The sequence below is a fragment of the Microbulbifer sp. ABF4_148 genome (genome assembly GCF_056158985.1).
On sequence record NZ_JBSWUI010000001.1, the window covers coordinates 3,187,166 to 3,203,000 of the forward strand.

A 15,835-nucleotide genomic window follows, 5' to 3' on the forward strand; every position below is an offset into this window, starting at 1 on the left:
GAGACCGGGAAGCCGGTACCTAAACATGATTCAGAGCATTTGCCACCTGATCGCCAGCCGGGAGCACGGCAGTCTCGAACGGCATGTCGCCGACCTGTCTCGCTGGCAGGCACATAATACCGACGCCAACATTACGGTGATTGCGCATCCACGATACCGTGAAATGCTCGACAGTAAAGTCGCATTCATCCCACTGAATACCGATCGCAACCGTCACCAGTCCAACGTTGTCTGGCGCCTGGCCAATAAAATTCGGACGGGTGGCTTTCAGATAGCCCACGGACATGGCAGCAAGTCCGCGCAATTACTCGCCGCCGTGAAACAGTACACGGGCGCGATTCAAGTGATAACGCGCCACAGCGTGCGTCACCCGCGAGATCGGCTCGCCAGTAACTTTGCCGCGCGCATCGCTGTGAGTGCACAGTCGATCGCCGACTCTCGTCTCGACTGGCATATTATTCCGAACGGTATCGAACACACCCTCCCCATCGAGCAGACTGCAAAGAAAACCGAGTGCAACGGGGGTAGCAAAGTGCTACTGCTATCCCGGCTCCTGAAACCCAAGCGCGTCGATCTGGTTCTTCGGGCAATAGAAAAAGCACCTCAGGCACAGTTAACCATTGCCGGTGACGGTCCCGAAAAATTTGGCCTGCAGGCCCTGAGTGAAGATCTTGGCATTCAAGAACGCGTCCAGTTTGCAGGGGCATCCCTGCCGCGCACGGCACTGTTGAGTGACACGGACGTCGTATTACTGCCCTCTCCAGGGGACGATACACCCTACCAACTGGCTGAGGCCCTGCTGAATCGGTGTCCAGCCATTTGCGCGCGTATTGGGATCGCTGAAGAGTATGTCCCGGAAGACTATTTACTGGACACTCAGGACCCGGTCCACCTTGCAGAAAAGATCGCACTCACCCTCAGCGATACTGACAAACTGCACAGTGCCTTTACAGAGCCTTTTGACCGCGCCGCTGCACACTTAACTCTGGATGCAATGGCGCGCGCTACCTGGAATATCTATGCAGGGCTGTTACTCGACAGTGGTCAGCAGCGCCACAACTAGTAGTAGCACCTCTAGTAGCACCTCGAAGGAAACGCTAGCGCCTGACAAAACCCGCTAACTTCAATCGACTCCGGCCCCCAGTGTCTGGTACATATGCAGCGTACTGGACACGGTTTCTCGCAAACTGAGTCCCGCAAATTTTACGGGTTCCGGATACGACAGCACTTCGAGGGATCGCTCGACCAGATCGGCGACATTCCCGCGCGCGGAAACCAGCCCCTGGGGAAAACAGGCCTCCAGTAATTCTTCCTGAGCCCCGCCTTTATAACCGATGACCGGACAGCGCATCGCGAGCGCAGCAGCGACATCAGGCACCGCAGTTTGAGGGGATTCCAGTAGATGATAAGTAATGCGCGAGCAGGCAAAGAACTCACGCATGTCCTGTCGACCGCCCAGAAATAGCACTTTGTCACCCAGATCCAGTTCGACCGCGCGCTGTTCCAGGCGGCGTGCATGCTTTTCCCAACGCGGCTCAACAGCGCCGGTAATCAAGCCGAACACATCGTCCCGCTCGCGTACCAGCTGCGCCAGCATCTCGAGAAATTGATCGTGGCCGGCACCGGGCGCAACCGGGCCCGGTATGTGCAACCAGTTTCGTTCTTCCAACTGGGGAAACTGTGTCAGGATGCGCTGCTGCCAGTGCCCTGCTACCGCCGTATCGGCATCAAACTCTCGTGTATTGACCCCGCGCGGCATAATCTTCAGGGCATCTCCCTGCTCCGCAGCCAGCGGTGCCGGCAACTGCGTTGCCAGAAATCGAGACTCCACCGTGAGCTGATTGACGGTCCTCAGGGCTTTGATCTTGGCGCCGGCAAACAAACCCAGCTTTTCGGGCGTCGAATAGCTGAAAACCACCGGAACAACAAAGTCCGAAGGCATGTCACGCAGTGTCCGCAAAGTGGATAGTGCCGCATTGGCAGAATGTGCGTGAATCACTTGCGGCGAGAAGTCCATGAACGCCTTGCGCAGCTGCCGCACGATGCTCCCCGCGCTGCCCAGGCCCGACTTTTCGATGGCGACCGTTTCATGATGCCCTCCCCTGACGGTGAGCCGGGAAACCAGTGGACCTCCCGCGGAAATCACCAATACCTGGTGCCCACCCTTCAGCATTTCACAAGCCATCCCCAGAACCCCCTCGGAGAGATAGCTTGCATCCAGCTTGGGTAATATATGAACGATTCGCATGAAATTCCCTCTTGGTGCCCGCACCACACGTACTCCACCAAAAAAGGTGTCAATACAGACCCGCTTCTCATACAAAGCGTCGCCCCGTGGCACAAATTTCATTGTGCCGAAAAAACCGATGCAAAGTAAGTCGGCATTCGATCCAAATGAGAACCAGCTAACGCTGGCCTGTTGCAATTCTGCGAAGACCCAACCAAAGAAACACCGAACCAGGCAAGCCAAGCAATCCGCGAACCGTGCTAGCATGGCCAGAAACTCAGCCGGACTGCCGCAATCTCAACAAGTCCGAAATAACAAAGGTGGAATGCTTATGCTCAAGTCCATTCGTACGCTGCTTCAGGGCGCCTTCATCTTCACAGCACTGTTCGGGGCAACGATCGCGCAAGCGGCCAACGATAAAGGCGTATTCTGGGAGGCGCGTAAGGACAACAAGGTCATTCACCTGTTTGGCTCCCTGCATCTGGCAACGCCAAACTTTTATCCTTTACGCAAAGATGCCCTGCAGGCATTTCGCGAGAGCGATGCGCTAGTGGTTGAAGCGGATATTGTTGCCGCGGAGAGTGACCCCACCCTGCAGCAAAAAATGATGATGGAGTCCTTTTTTACGGACGGCAGTACGTTACAAGATAAGCTGTCACCGAAAGTCTATGCAGAGCTTCAACAATGGCTGTCCAGAAACCAGTTGCCCGCCCCGATATTCAATCGACAGCGTCCTGCAATTGCCATGATCGCACTCAGCATGGTCGAGCTACGTCGCCTTGGTCTCGATCCGAACCAGGGCATTGACCGCCACTTCCTGCTGGCAGCCAAATCCAGTGAAAAACCTGTTCTCGAACTTGAGGGCGTCATGGCGCAGCTGAGAATGCTCAACAGCATTGAAAATCCAGATTTGTTGCTGGCGCAGACCATGCAACAGCTTTCTGATATGGCGTCACTGGTTCCGGCAATGACCGATGCATGGCAAAAGGGCCAGAATAGAGAACTTTACTCCCTGATTATTGGCGAAGGACTGACGGACAACCCGGAGTTCGCGCCAGTCTATGAGGCACTGTTCTTCCAGCGTAACCAGACCATGGCCGAACGTATTCTGGAAATGGCCAGCGCACACCAGAAACTGTTTGTCGTTGTCGGTGCGGGACACCTTGTCGGCGAGCGCAGCATCATCAGTGAACTCTCTGCTCGCGGCTTCAAGCTTTCCCAGCTCTAAGCGCACTCTCTTGCTGTAATCCCGCACATTCCGATGGAGTGTGCGGTTTCCAGTCCGGCAACCCCGCCCTATCCAACACCCGCCACTTTCCCGACGGTTCGATCGCCCATAAGCCCCACCCCTTAGGCCATCCGCCTGCAATGAAAGAGAGATTTGTTGGTCATCCCGCTGTCACAACAACATCGACACGCCTGTTTCCTTCCCACACCACCGATTCCACTCAGAACCGTTGCTAAACTCTTCAGCGTCGAAGGATCGACCTTTACCTATCTGGAGGTAACCATGATTCGTGCAGCGGTACATTGCGGCACGCTAATTCTCTTTGGCGCGGCGCTAGCCCTGCCTGCTTTAGCAGATCAAGCCAAGACCAAGGGAAACCTCGAAATCGTTTCTGACGACGGCGACTTCTCTGCAAAGCTCGGCGGACGCATTCACTTTGATACCTACCTCTTTGATGACGACATCGAAGATCCTGTCAGCACCACTGAATTCAGACGTGCGCGTATTACCCTCACTGGAAACCTCTATGACTGGAAATACAAACTGGAACAGGACTTCGCGGCTGGAGGCACGTTGTCGGGCTTCCGCGAAGTCTGGCTGGCCCATGACTTTTTCGGTGGCACTATCCGCATAGGGCAGTTCAAGCCTTATCGCGCCATGGAAGAGCTCACCAGCTCCAATGAGATCCTGATGATGGAGCGGCCATTTTCCACCGCGACTGGTTTTTACGACAGGCGGCAGTTTCAGCAAGGACTGGGGTGGAACAACTATTGGGGCTGCTATACCGCGGGTGTAATGGCCTTTAACCTGCGCAATTCCAACACGCCGCGCAACGAAGGCGTCGGCGCGGCCGGCCGGTTTACCTGGGCGCCAATCAACAGCGAACAAAGCACGCTTCACTTCGGCCTTTCCTACAGCTATGAAAGCGCCAATCGCAATTCCCTCAACCTGGAAGCCGATGCCGATTACGCCGGCCGGCGCGGCCCCAGCCAGTTGATCGCACTAACTCCTGGCGACCGGGAATTTTTCTTTGGCGCATTTGGCGATGAAGAGTTCTTTCTGGGCGATCAAGGCGGTACTGTTAGCTCAGGCACCCTGGAACTGGCCGGAACCTGGGGGCCACTGTACGCCCAGGCAGAATATCTTTACGGTGAGTATGAGGGGGACTACTACCTTTCAGAGCGCGTTTTTGAGGACTTTTTTGATGCGCCCCCAACCTTTGAATGCGACCCAGACTTTGGCTGCTTTATCGGCGACCAGAATGTCTCTACCTGGTACATTCAGGGCAGCTGGCTGATTACCGGTGAGCACAAGCCCTACGACCAAAAGAAAGGCGTATTCAAGTCCGCCAAACCCACCAGTCCCTGGGGCGCCTGGGAGCTAACCGCGCGCTACGAAACCATTGAAAATCACGATATTCGTCGGCTGGAAGCCGATAGCTGGATTGTCGGTATCAATTACTACCACAATCCCAAAGTGCGCTTCATGCTCAACCTGCGCTTCGGCGATGACGACTTCACCGGCGATGGTACCGACCAGCTTGGCATTCGTGCGCAAATCAGCTGGTAACACTGACAGCGTAAAAGAGAGCCAGTCGCGTTGATCATAAAAAACGGGGCCCAGGGCCCCGTTTTTTGACGATTGAGAGGCAGCAGCCTGACTAGCCGACCTGCTGGGCCTGCTCAGGATCGAAAACCTCCACGGGTGTCAGCAGCCCTTGCCCGGCCTGTGGGTTGCGGAAGCGCTCCAGAGCAGCCTTGCGCAATGTCATGGCCTTCTCCACATTCGCATCTTTCACCGGACCATAGCCGCGGATCAAATCCGGATAGCTCAGCAACTCCATTGCCGCATCGTGGTTTTCGCCGGTTATTTCTTCCAGTACACGCGTTACCAGCGCCTCGTACTCCGTAATCAGGCGACGCTCCATGCGCCGCTCGCCGGTATAGCCGAAGGGATCGAACAAGGTACCCCTGAGAAAACGCAAGCGCGCCAGTATCTCGAACCCGCGATACATCCACCCGCCAAATTTCATCTTGCGCGGGCGCCCGAGGCCTTTATCGAAGCGCGCCAGCAACGGCGGGGCCAAATTGAACTCCAGGGTAATATCACCGGCGAAGGTTTCGCCCAGTGCCTGCTTGAATCGACCGTCAGTGTACAACCGGGCGACTTCATACTCGTCTTTATAGGCAAGCAGTTTGGCGTAATAACGCGCGACAATCTCCGCAAGACCAGACAACCCGCTGGCCTTTTGCTGCTCCGCCTCCCGCACTTTTTCGACTAGCGCCTGGTAGCGCTTTGCCAGTTCCGCGCCCTGATAACCCGTCAGATGCTTGCTGCGGTGCGCGACAATTTCATCCAGGGTCTGCGGCAGTGCACGCGCTGGATCCGGAGCATGCAGCAGGCTATCGAGTACCGGCATGTCTGCCGCCGCCAGACGGCCCGCCGCAAACCCTTGCAGGTTGGCCTCTACCGCCACGCCATTCAGTTCGATGGCCTGACTCAGGCCATCCAGTCCGAGGGGTATCAGGCCCAATTGCCAGGCGTAGCCCAGCATAAAAATATTGGCCGTGAGCGTATCACCCAGGGCCGCACTGGTTAGCCGGTGGCCTTCAACCGCATTCAGTGAACGGACCGTTTCCTCAAGGGTATCGAGAACGGCCTGTGGTGAATGGGTATCTTCGCGTCCCAGCACCGATGCCGCGGTTGGTGTCAGGTGGGTATTGACCACCGCGCGGCTGTGGGTCTCATCCAGCTTGGCGAGACAGGCCGGCAAGTTCCCCGCCGCAATCAGATCGCATGCCACCAAAGCATCAGCGCGCCCGTCGGAGATACGCACCGCCTGCAAGGCCTCGGGCTGCTCGGCCAGGCGAATATGCGAGTACACCGCACCGCCCTTCTGTGCCAGCCCCGTCTGATCGAGTGTGCTTGCAGCCTTACCCTCGATATGTGCCGCCATCGCCAACAGCGCACCAATGGTCACGACACCTGTGCCACCAACACCGGTGACCAGCAAATTGTAGGGTTCATTCAGTGCCGGCAATGTCGGCAGCGGCAGTTTGGCGGCCTCCGTGCGCAGCACTTCACCCACGCCCGCCCGCTTGTTGAGCTTGCCTCCCTTGACGGTGACAAACGATGGGCAGAATCCGTTCACACAGGACATATCCTGGTTACAGCCAGTCTGGTTGATACGTCGTTTATCACCGAACGCGGTTTCGACTTTCTCGACGGCGATACAGCTGGACTGCTGGACACAATCACCGCATCCCTCGCACACCAGCTCATTGATGAGCGGTCGACCTTCTGCCTGCGGCAACAGACCGCGCTTGCGCTTGCGCCGCAACTCGGTTGCACAGGTCTGGTCATAGATGATGACGGTACAGCCCTCGCTATTGCGCATTTCTTCCATCACCACGGGCATCTGGTCACGGTGCCGGATTTCAACGTCTGCAGGGAACTTGAGCACGCCCTGATATTTGTCGACCTTGTCCATCACCAGCACGACTTTACGAACGCCCTCCGCCAGCACCTGCTGACAAATCATATCGGGATGCAGTTCGCCGTCGTGAGGCTGACCACCAGTCATGGCAACCGCGTCGTTGAAGAGGATCTTGTAGGTGATATTGACCTTGGCCGCGACGGAAGCGCGAATCGCGAGGATGCCGGAATGGAAATAGGTACCATCCCCCAGGTTCACAAACACATGTTTTTCCCGGGTAAATGGTGCCTGACCGACCCAGTTAACACCTTCGCCGCCCATCTGGGTAAAGGTATAGGTTTCGCGGTCCAGCCATTGCGCCATGTAATGACAGCCAATTCCGGCCAACGCGCGGCTTCCCTCAGGGACCTTGGTAGAGCGGTTGTGTGGACAGCCGGCACAAAACATGGGCAGGCGGGAAACACTGGATCCAGTTTGGCGAGAGATGCGCTCGGCCAATGCGTTGAGCCGGATCAGGCGATGCTCGGCGCGCTCCCCGAGCGGTTTCCCCTCGAGCAGCCGGCCCAATACCTGCGACACAATACCCGGCGACAGTTCACCGTACATCGGCATCAGCGGCCGATCGTTCTCATCAACCTTGCCGATAATCCGCGGAAAATGGGGGTCCTTCAGATGCACGTTGTACAGCTCTTCTTTCAGCTGTACTTCCATCAGGCTGCGCTTTTCTTCCAGCACCAGCAAATAATCCAGTCCGCGGGCAAACTCCTGAATACCAGGGACGTCCAGCGGATAAGTCATACCCACTTTGAGAATACGAATGCCCAAGTCGCGGGCTTTCTGCTCATCAATCCCCATATCCTCGAGCGCCTGCATCAGGTCGAGGTGCGCCTTGCCGGTACTGACAATACCCAACGTCGCCTCGGGGTTCTCGAGCACCACGCGATTGAGGTGGTTGGCCCGCGCAAACGCCAGTGCGGCAGGACGCTTGTAACGCCACAAACGCTCTTCTTGCTCCAGAGGATTGTCCTGCTTGCGGATATTCAGGCCGCCCTCCGGCCTTTCGATCTCCGGATAGGTGAAAGTCACGCGGTCGGGATCTACATCCACCGTGGCCGAGCTATCCATATTTTCCGCCAGGGTAATCATCGCTACCCAGCAACCGCTGAAGCGGGAGAGCTCAAAACCGTAGTGACCGTAATCCAGGACCTCCTGCACAGTCGCGGGGTTCAGTACCGGAATATGCATGTCCACGAAGGCGAACTCGGACTGCCCGGGATAGGAAGAAGACTTACAGCCGTGATCGTCCCCGGCAATGATCAGCGCGCCGCCCTTCGGCGAGGAGCCCGCCGCATTCGCATGGCGGAAGGCGTCGCCAGACCGGTCTACACCCGGCGTCTTGCCGTACCAGATTCCGCACACGCCATCGACTTCAGCCCCCTCGAACAGGCCGACCTGCTGCGAGCCCCAAACGGAGGTGGCGGCCAATTCTTCATTGACGCCGGGATTAAAGCGAATGTCATATTGTTCGAGCAGTTTACCTGCGCGGCTGAGCTGTTGATCGTAGCCACCGAGCGGAGAACCCCGGTAACCAGAAATGAAAGTGGCCGTATTCAAACCGCGGTCCCGGTCCATACGCATCTGGTCAATCGGCAGGCGAACCAGCGCCTGAATTCCCGAGAGCAACACGCGCCCCTTGAGGGTCGTGTAGCGATCATCCAGGGAAACCTTCTTCCCATGAACCAGACTGGAGGACTCTACCTTGGCAGTGACGCCCTTGACGTTCTCACTCATACACCAACTTCCGCTTTTTCCTGTGCTGACCAACGACTGAAGGACAGCAATATCTTTATAGTTCTACGGTCGCGACCGGCCACCAGGCAGCGGACGCATGGCCTTCCCGACAGCGTCGCGAGACCAAAGGGTCATATTAGTGCGCAAAAATTAATATTGTATTGCTTTATTGTGCGAGATCAGCCTAAAATTATGACAACTATCTCGAATAAAGCATTATTAGTAGGACAGGAGTTTATATGAAGCGTTCGACAGACTTGGATGATTTTGACCGCAAGATTCTGCGTGCGCTGCAGGAAAACGCCGATTATTCCATGGCTGAACTCGGAGACAAAGTCGGTTTGTCTCACACGCCCTGCTGGCGACGCATCAAACGCCTCGAAGCCGAAGGCATTATCCGCGGGCGCGTCACCCTGCTCGACCCCCGAAAACTCGACCTGGGAGTCACAGTATACTGCTACGTCACAATACACAACCACGACGAGGACTCCCTCAACAGCTTTGAATCCGCTGTACAGGACGTCCAGGAAGTCGTCGAGTGTTATTCAACCAGTGGCGACAAAGACTATGTTTTGCGGGTCGTGGTGGACAGTGTTGAGCACTATGAGCAACTGCTGAAACGATCCCTGGTACACCTGCCCAACGTGGCCTCGGTCAACTCCACATTTGCCCTCAAGCAGGTCAAGTACACGACCCAGCTGCCACTCTGAGATCGCCCCCCGACGCCGCTGCTGCGCCGGGGGACCACAATACCTCCACCCTCGCCCTGAATGCCACTCAGTGTCGCTGTTCCAGCAACTGCAGCACCTGTTCCAGAACCTGATCCAGTGTCAGGCCATCGCAGGAAACGGAGATATCCGCATAGCGGCGATACAGCGCCTGACGCTCTGCAAACAGAGCATCAAAACTCTGCCCCGGCGCCTTGGCGATACCGCGACTTTCATAGTTGTGGATGCGACGCCGTAACTCCGCCGCAGAACAATCGAGAAACACTACGGGCCCAAACTGTGTCAGGTTCGCCATGCCTTCCTCGCTGTAGACGGCACTGCCCCCCGTAGCGATCACGTGGTTGGGCAAGTTCGCCTCAGCGATGACCTCCCCCTCAATCCGGCGCAGATTCAGGTAATCCGACTCATCCATGATTTCCTGCAAGGTTTTGTCTTCCCGCAGCTGGATAAGCACATCCGTGTCAACGAAATCCAGTGCCAGCTCCTTTGCCAGCAACACGCCCAGAGTGCTCTTCCCTGCGCCTGGCATACCCACCAGGACAACACTTTTTCTTTTTTTCATGACTTCGACGATTCTTCAAAAGGACACGTTACGCTACCGTGGGGCAACCCCGGCGCGTATTCTAAGCCTCACAGGACATTCCTGAACAGCCCGCAGCCCATCGGTAAAGCGCTCTCGGGGGCTCAATCCCCACGGCGCGGAAAAAGTAACGCGCGTAACCACCCCAGGAACGAATTCCCTTCCAACAGCATCCGATCCAGCGCATCCAGATTGCGGTTCTGCCGAAACGCATCGGCAAACAGCGCTTCGCGGGTGATCATCCGGCGTCCAGGATTGATTTTCCCGATCTCTTTCGCGGGATTACCGCCAACAATGGTATTGGCCGGGACGTTCTTGGTTACCACGCTACCAGCCCCCACGACCGAATTTTCACCGATGTGAACGCCCTTGCAGATGATCGCACTGTCCCCGATCCAGACGTTATCCTCCAGCACAATCGGTGAGGTGCAGCGGAAAGGCCTGGTACGGTTATAGATCCCATGCCAATCCGAATCCGAGATATACACATTGGCTGCGATCATGCAGGCGTTGCCTATCCGAATCGATTGCGCAGCCGAAATCCGAACGCCGGGTGAGATCAATACATAATCACCGACGGTGATTTCCGCAGGACCGCCACGATGCCCCATGGCCGTAAAGCGAATACAGTTATCCGGTGTGGAAATCAGGTGCGGGTAATCCCCCACCCGGATGTTTTCTCCAAAAACCTGCACTGACGCCGGATGCATGATCTCCGGCTCAATACCGATTTGGTCAAACTGGGGAAGCAGGAAATAACGGGCGCGCCAACGGCGCAACCCCAGGAAGAATCGCTTGAGCCAATACGGACGATGATCCTTACGCATATCCGTTACCCCGCAATGCATGGAATGCACTTTCCCCACCGCTCGGGGGCAGCAATCGGCAATTGCTTTTACGCATGGTGCGGTTTAATGTGCCCGAAGAAAGACACCAGCAACAACGGACTGTCATGCCAATATCACTCCCAATCAATGTCGACTCGGTAAAGGGGTTTCTCGCTCCACACGAGGGCGAAGCACTTTATCACCTGTCGGCCGAAGCCAGTGCACTGGGCCCGTGCCTCGAAGTGGGCAGCTATTGCGGCAAGTCAACGTTGTACCTCGCCGCCGCATGCAAACTCGCCAATAGCGTTGTCTTCGCGGTCGACCACCACCGCGGTTCGGAAGAACACCAGCCCGGTGAGGAATACCACGATCCAACCCTGTTTGATAACGAGGCTCTCCTGATGGATAGCTTCCGAGAGTTTCGTGCCAATCTACGCAGCGCAGAACTGGAAGACTGGGTCGTGCCGGTCGTCGCAAAATCAGAAGTTGCCGCGCGTAACTGGAATACCCCGCTGGGCATGGTATTTATCGATGGCGGACATTCCCTGGAAGCCGCCATGACAGACTACCGGAGCTGGTCACGTCATATCGTGCCAGGCGGATTCCTCGCCATTCATGATATTTTCCCGGATCCAAATGACGGCGGGCAGGCACCCTATGATATCTACAAACTAGCCCTCGCCTCCGCCCAGTTCGAGCTTGTCGAGATGGTCGATACCCTCGCGATCCTGAGGCGCATCTAGCTCGAGGCCAACAGTAGTAAACAGCTCGCAGGCAGGCGTCAATCCAAGAAGCGCGTCTGCTGCGAGCAATACCGCCCCGAGGGTCCAGGTGGTCTTCTCTTCCGGCCAGATAGCCTCGTCGCGAAATACATATCCGGTCCAGTAACCGCCATCCGCATCGCGCCAGCGATGCAGGTTGCAGAAAATTTGCTCGGCTTTCGCTCGCTCTCCCGCCGCCAGTAACGCCATGGTCAACTCGCAGGACTCGGCCACTGTCACCCATGGCTCGTCATTGACACATCGACACCCCAATCCTTGCTCCACAAACTCCTGCCAGCGCGCATCCAGTCGCTCGCGAGCCGCAGCGCCCTGGAAAACGCCTGTGAGCACCGGATAGAACCAGTCCATGGAGAAGCGGGCTTTGCTTTCCCAGGTACGATCGAATCGCTCGGGGTGCTCCCGCAATGCCTCTCCCAGGCACGCGCGGCTCGCCCACCATCGCTCCCAGGGTTGCCCCAACACTCGCGCAATCTGAATACCGCATTCCAGGCTTTTGTAGACGGACGCACACCCGGTAATCAGTGCGTCTTCCAACGGAACACTGTCACTGTCTACGGCCCAATGAATATCACCGTGCTCGGTTTGCAAGCCGATGACAAACTCAAGGGCAGCGGAAACCATGCTCCAGCACTCACTCAGGAACTGACGATCTCCAGCCACAAGGTAATAGTGCCAGAGACCCGTAGCGATATAGGCAACAAAATTACTCTCTCTGCGCTCGCGATTATCTACCTGACCATCGCGGTAAGCCGCCCACCAACTGCCATCCTCAAGCTGGATGGAGGCCAGCCACCGATACGCCGCGCGCGCCGCTTCAAAGTCGCCGCAAATGGTCAGGCCCATCGCCGCTTCAACGTGATCCCAGGGGTCAGCATAACCGCCCGAAAACCAGGGAATAGCACCGTCGGATAACTGCTGGGAACGAAGATAGCTGGCGCTCAGTTCAAGAAAACGATCCGGAACAAGCGTTGCCGATGCAGAGGAAATTGCGGCAGAGGAAACCGTCATACCAATTCCTCGCGCGCGGTGCCTGCACCAGGCGCGTCACCGATAGCAACGCGCCCGCTGGATTCACCGGTCTCACTCTCCGATTGCGGCTTCACAAAGTACATCACGATGCTCTTACCCAGAATCGGATTCAAAACCTTCTCCATGAAACGGGTGAGCCAAGGGCGCTGCATCAGGTCCCATACCAAGAAGCGGTGATAGACCCGAAGCAGGAACGCGTCGGGTCGTTCCCACAGCAGGCATTTCAGCCACCAAAATGGTGCATGTAACGCATGTGCCTTGTGACGCGAAAAATAGTGGAACCCCGTCTGCTCGATGCTTCGGCGCAGTTCGCGCTCACGGAATATCCGGATATGCCCACCCTCAACCTGATGGTAGGCGTCGCTCAGCTGCCAGCAAATCCACTCGGGAAAGAAGCTCGGTACGCTCGCGGCGAAGATGCCGGAGGGTTTGAGTACCCGGGCAATTTCCGCCAACACACCCTGATAGTCTTCGATATGCTCCAGCACTTCAGAGCAAATAATGACATCGAAAGAATGGTCAGCAAACGGTAAGCGCAGCGCATCACCCACGCCCAACAGCAACCTGCCCGCAGCTGCCCCTTCCTGAAAAAATGGCGCCGCCCGTTCGGCGGCAGTGGCGACATCCTTGAAACTCAAGTCGATACCAACCACGTCTACCTCATCTGAGAGAGACAGGTGAATCGCATGACGACCCTCGCCGCAGCCCAGATCAAGCACCCGCTGACCCGGCTGCAAACGCAATTGAGTGAGATCCACCGTCAGCATCAGGCGGCCTCCGCCGTACCGCCAGGGCTCTCCTCACCGGCAGAGGCCTCGATATCGGGGCTCTGCCCGAGAATGTTACGGTAATAGCCAACCAGATGATCTGCAGCAAGACGCCAGGAGAATAAACGCTCAATGCGCTCCCTACCCTGTCGGGACATTTGCTGGCGCAGGTCAGAGTCTGCAAAAACGCGCCGCAAAGCCGCCATCAGGGCATCGGTGTCACCGGCCGGGGTCACGATACCCGCATCGCCCACGACCTCAGGTAAGGCACCGCCATCACTGGAAATTACCGGCACCCCGCAAGACATCGCCTCACCCGCCGGCAATCCAAAGCCTTCGTACAATGAGGGGCAAACGACCACAGCAGAGGAGGCATAGTAACGCACCATTTCCTGATTGCTGATGCCCGAGACAAAGCGAACACTATCCTGCAGTGCCAGGTCTTCCAGTAACTTTTCTGTTGCGCCTCCGGGCTGTAACTTGCCCACCACCAGCAGTTCAACCTGGGGCAACGTCGATCGCAACTCCGCCAGCGCTTGCAGCAGATAACGCAAGCCTTTCAGCGGTTGATCCGCCGACGCCGTTGTCATAATTCGCCAGGGATTGCGCGGTTCATTTTCCAGAGGCTTGAATACGGCCGTATCAATGCCGTTGTAAACCAACTCGATCTGACTTGGTGAGACCCCGAACTGCTCAATAATGTCCCGCTCTGACTGCCGTGAGACCGTCACAATATGCTTGAGGCGACGGGCCACTCGAATCTGCATTCTCAGGAAGCTGTACCAGCGACGCGCCAGCAAGCGGAAGCGCCAGTCCGGTGCGGCATCGATGGCCAATTGGCGATCACGCGTAATCGGATGATGGATCGTGGCAACCACCGGAAGGCCGGATCGCTCGATGTCCAGCAAGCCATAACTCAGGGACTGATTGTCGTGGACAACATCATACTCATGTCCGTGTTGCTTCAGGTAGCGGGCGACACGACGACCGAAGGTATAGGGCTCGGCAAATCCACCGGTCAACTTTACCCACCACTCACTAAAGTCTGCCCAACTCAGCAGATGGCGCCAACGCAGGGCCCTCGTTGGATTCTCGACTTCAAACAGGTTTAGGCCCGGCATCTTGATCAGGCGCACCCGCGGATCAAGATCCGGATATGGCTGGCCTGAAATCACGTCGACGCGATGACCGGCATCGACCAACGCCTTGCTCAGGTAATAAAGATATACGCCCTGCCCACCACAGTAAGGATGACTGCGGTAGCCAAGCAGGCAGATATTCAGTGGGCGCGAACTCAGGACAGAAGGACCGTCGGCAAAATTCCCCATGGCGGTCATGCGTTCCCCATCAGCGTTGGTGTGTTGTCGCAGGCAAATAAGAGCGAAGGATACACCGACACAGAAATGACTACCAGACGGAAACCGTCCATCAAAACAGGCAAGATGCGACAGGCAAAGTGGAAATCAGCCGGCGACGTCCGTTGTCGCCGGCCGAAAAAGGACTAGAAGCTGAACTTGTAACCAATCCCCAGGTTGAACACCCAGGGATCTATGTCCAGATTGCTGCGCACACGCACAGGCAGGAAGACGGGCTCTGTCAGCCCTGTAAAGGTTTCCGTATCGAAGCCGAGAGAAAAGTCGGGTTCGGAATCCACATACATTGCGGATACATTCACCAGCCAGTTACTGTCGTGACCGAAGCGGAAGTCAGCTCCAATCTGGGCGGTCCAGCTGAAGTCACTGCCAAACCCAATCTTGCCGAATCGCATTGCCGGCATGTCCGGGGTAGCGGCTGTACGGAAAACCGCTCTGCGGAAGTCCTCTTCAATGTCGGTGTAGCTCACGCCGATACCGACATAGGGCTGTACCAAACAGGACGGATCCAGGAAGAACCAGTCAAAGAACACGCTGGTGATATTGGTATCGAAATCACCCAGACCATCCCGGAACTCACCGATGAATTCACCGGTGTTGGTAAAGAATGCATCCGAGTAAAGCGTTGCATCCAGGCTGGCACTATTCGCGTGATACAGCTCTACCGCAAAGTGATCCGCGAAGATATAGGTACCGCTGATAAACCAGGTTGTATCATCGTCGAGATCCACTCTAGTACCGACGGTCACGGGTTCCGTAAGAGTGACATCCGCATCGAAAATCTGCCTACCTCTGAACACATCATTGTCCGGATCAACAAATGCGGCACCGCCCCGGATGATCAAAGTACCGGCATAGTAGCCGTTTGGCGGAGGGGTTTGTACCGGGTAACCTGATCCGCCGGCAAGTGCTGGCTGCGCCGCCAGCCCGGCTGCTCCCGCCAGTGCCAGGGGAACGAGGAGGGGCTTTAATTTCATGGGTAACTCCTTTTAGCGCTGAAAAGCTCCTTCGCCGCATTTGCGGTTAACACCAGTATAGGAGGGGTTTTTCAAGCTGCAGCATGGAAG

General features: G+C 56.6%; 13 protein-coding genes. 5 read left to right on the forward strand and 8 right to left on the reverse strand.

Translation table 11 applies throughout. The features are described 5' to 3' along the window. Nucleotides 1–25: 25 nt before the first annotated feature. Entirely contained in the window at nt 26–1,063 is a 1,038-nt protein-coding gene (locus ACXAD0_RS14090; protein ID WP_475089152.1) for a glycosyltransferase family 4 protein, read from the forward strand. A gap of 60 nt (nt 1,064–1,123) precedes the next feature. Here the strand turns inward: ACXAD0_RS14090 and ACXAD0_RS14095 are convergent, their stop codons facing one another. Beyond that, on the reverse strand, nt 1,124–2,248 hold the full coding sequence (locus ACXAD0_RS14095; RefSeq protein WP_475089153.1) for a glycosyltransferase: 1,125 nt from the start codon (nt 2,246–2,248) through the stop codon (nt 1,124–1,126). Between the two features lie 310 nt (nt 2,249–2,558). Between ACXAD0_RS14095 and ACXAD0_RS14100 the strand changes: the two genes are divergently transcribed. After that, the gene (locus ACXAD0_RS14100; protein ID WP_475089154.1) at nt 2,559–3,455 is read left to right on the forward strand and encodes a TraB/GumN family protein; all 897 of its coding nucleotides are present in this window, start codon (nt 2,559–2,561) and stop codon (nt 3,453–3,455) included. 282 nt (nt 3,456–3,737) lie between these two features. Then, the gene (locus ACXAD0_RS14105) at nt 3,738–5,024 is read left to right on the forward strand and encodes an OprO/OprP family phosphate-selective porin (RefSeq protein ID WP_475089155.1); all 1,287 of its coding nucleotides are present in this window, start codon (nt 3,738–3,740) and stop codon (nt 5,022–5,024) included. Between the two features lie 91 nt (nt 5,025–5,115). On the opposite strand, the gene ACXAD0_RS14110 is transcribed toward ACXAD0_RS14105, so the two are convergent. After that, complete coding sequence (locus ACXAD0_RS14110; RefSeq protein WP_475089156.1) at nt 5,116–8,682, reverse strand: indolepyruvate ferredoxin oxidoreductase family protein; 3,567 nt, start codon at nt 8,680–8,682, stop codon at nt 5,116–5,118. A gap of 239 nt (nt 8,683–8,921) precedes the next feature. Between ACXAD0_RS14110 and ACXAD0_RS14115 the strand changes: the two genes are divergently transcribed. Next, entirely contained in the window at nt 8,922–9,392 is a 471-nt protein-coding gene (locus tag ACXAD0_RS14115) for an Lrp/AsnC family transcriptional regulator (protein ID WP_193164692.1), read from the forward strand. A gap of 67 nt (nt 9,393–9,459) precedes the next feature. Here the strand turns inward: ACXAD0_RS14115 and ACXAD0_RS14120 are convergent, their stop codons facing one another. Next, entirely contained in the window at nt 9,460–9,972 is a 513-nt protein-coding gene (locus ACXAD0_RS14120) for a shikimate kinase (RefSeq protein WP_475089158.1), read from the reverse strand. 122 nt (nt 9,973–10,094) lie between these two features. Further along, nucleotides 10,095–10,817 (reverse strand): acyltransferase, encoded by a 723-nt coding sequence (locus tag ACXAD0_RS14125; RefSeq protein WP_475089159.1) that lies wholly within the window; start codon nt 10,815–10,817, stop codon nt 10,095–10,097. A 125-nt stretch (nt 10,818–10,942) separates the two neighbouring features. Between ACXAD0_RS14125 and ACXAD0_RS14130 the strand changes: the two genes are divergently transcribed. Next, nucleotides 10,943–11,560: a class I SAM-dependent methyltransferase gene (locus ACXAD0_RS14130; protein ID WP_475089161.1), complete on the forward strand. Its 618-nt coding sequence runs from the start codon at nt 10,943–10,945 to the stop codon at nt 11,558–11,560. Here ACXAD0_RS14130 and ACXAD0_RS14135 read toward each other — a convergent pair. The 4 genes from ACXAD0_RS14135 to ACXAD0_RS14150 all read right to left on the reverse strand — a co-directional run bounded on the left by ACXAD0_RS14135 (nt 11,489) and on the right by ACXAD0_RS14150 (nt 15,745). Further along, nucleotides 11,489–12,607: a prenyltransferase/squalene oxidase repeat-containing protein gene (locus ACXAD0_RS14135; protein ID WP_475089163.1), complete on the reverse strand. Its 1,119-nt coding sequence runs from the start codon at nt 12,605–12,607 to the stop codon at nt 11,489–11,491. The two genes, ACXAD0_RS14130 and ACXAD0_RS14135, sit on opposite strands and share 72 nt — an antisense overlap. Further along, nucleotides 12,604–13,395, reverse strand: a complete 792-nt coding sequence (locus ACXAD0_RS14140) for a class I SAM-dependent methyltransferase (RefSeq protein WP_475089165.1) — start codon at nt 13,393–13,395, stop codon at nt 12,604–12,606. Before ACXAD0_RS14140 ends, ACXAD0_RS14135 begins: the two co-directional genes overlap by 4 nt. Then, the gene (locus ACXAD0_RS14145; RefSeq protein WP_475089167.1) at nt 13,395–14,732 is read right to left on the reverse strand and encodes a glycosyltransferase family 4 protein; all 1,338 of its coding nucleotides are present in this window, start codon (nt 14,730–14,732) and stop codon (nt 13,395–13,397) included. The genes ACXAD0_RS14140 and ACXAD0_RS14145 overlap by 1 nt, the downstream gene beginning before the upstream one ends. Before the next feature lie 164 nt (nt 14,733–14,896). Continuing rightward, a complete protein-coding gene (locus tag ACXAD0_RS14150; protein WP_475089168.1) occupies nt 14,897–15,745 on the reverse strand; it encodes an OmpW/AlkL family protein in 849 nt (282 codons plus the stop codon). Between the last annotated feature and the right edge of the window lie 90 nt (nt 15,746–15,835).

Bases quoted from the DNA above. Each gene is read 5' to 3' on its own strand.
- ACXAD0_RS14090 (WP_475089152.1), top strand. From the start codon at position 26: ATGATTCAGAGCATTTGCCACCTGATCGCCAGCCGGGAGCACGGCAGT.
- ACXAD0_RS14095 (WP_475089153.1), bottom strand. From the start codon at position 2,248: ATGCGAATCGTTCATATATTACCCAAGCTGGATGCAAGCTATCTCTCC.
- ACXAD0_RS14100 (WP_475089154.1), top strand. From the start codon at position 2,559: ATGCTCAAGTCCATTCGTACGCTGCTTCAGGGCGCCTTCATCTTCACA.
- ACXAD0_RS14105 (WP_475089155.1), top strand. From the start codon at position 3,738: ATGATTCGTGCAGCGGTACATTGCGGCACGCTAATTCTCTTTGGCGCG.
- ACXAD0_RS14110 (WP_475089156.1), bottom strand. From the start codon at position 8,682: ATGAGTGAGAACGTCAAGGGCGTCACTGCCAAGGTAGAGTCCTCCAGT.
- ACXAD0_RS14115 (WP_193164692.1), top strand. From the start codon at position 8,922: ATGAAGCGTTCGACAGACTTGGATGATTTTGACCGCAAGATTCTGCGT.
- ACXAD0_RS14120 (WP_475089158.1), bottom strand. From the start codon at position 9,972: ATGAAAAAAAGAAAAAGTGTTGTCCTGGTGGGTATGCCAGGCGCAGGG.
- ACXAD0_RS14125 (WP_475089159.1), bottom strand. From the start codon at position 10,817: ATGCGTAAGGATCATCGTCCGTATTGGCTCAAGCGATTCTTCCTGGGG.
- ACXAD0_RS14130 (WP_475089161.1), top strand. From the start codon at position 10,943: ATGCCAATATCACTCCCAATCAATGTCGACTCGGTAAAGGGGTTTCTC.
- ACXAD0_RS14135 (WP_475089163.1), bottom strand. From the start codon at position 12,607: ATGACGGTTTCCTCTGCCGCAATTTCCTCTGCATCGGCAACGCTTGTT.
- ACXAD0_RS14140 (WP_475089165.1), bottom strand. From the start codon at position 13,395: ATGCTGACGGTGGATCTCACTCAATTGCGTTTGCAGCCGGGTCAGCGG.
- ACXAD0_RS14145 (WP_475089167.1), bottom strand. From the start codon at position 14,732: ATGACCGCCATGGGGAATTTTGCCGACGGTCCTTCTGTCCTGAGTTCG.
- ACXAD0_RS14150 (WP_475089168.1), bottom strand. From the start codon at position 15,745: ATGAAATTAAAGCCCCTCCTCGTTCCCCTGGCACTGGCGGGAGCAGCC.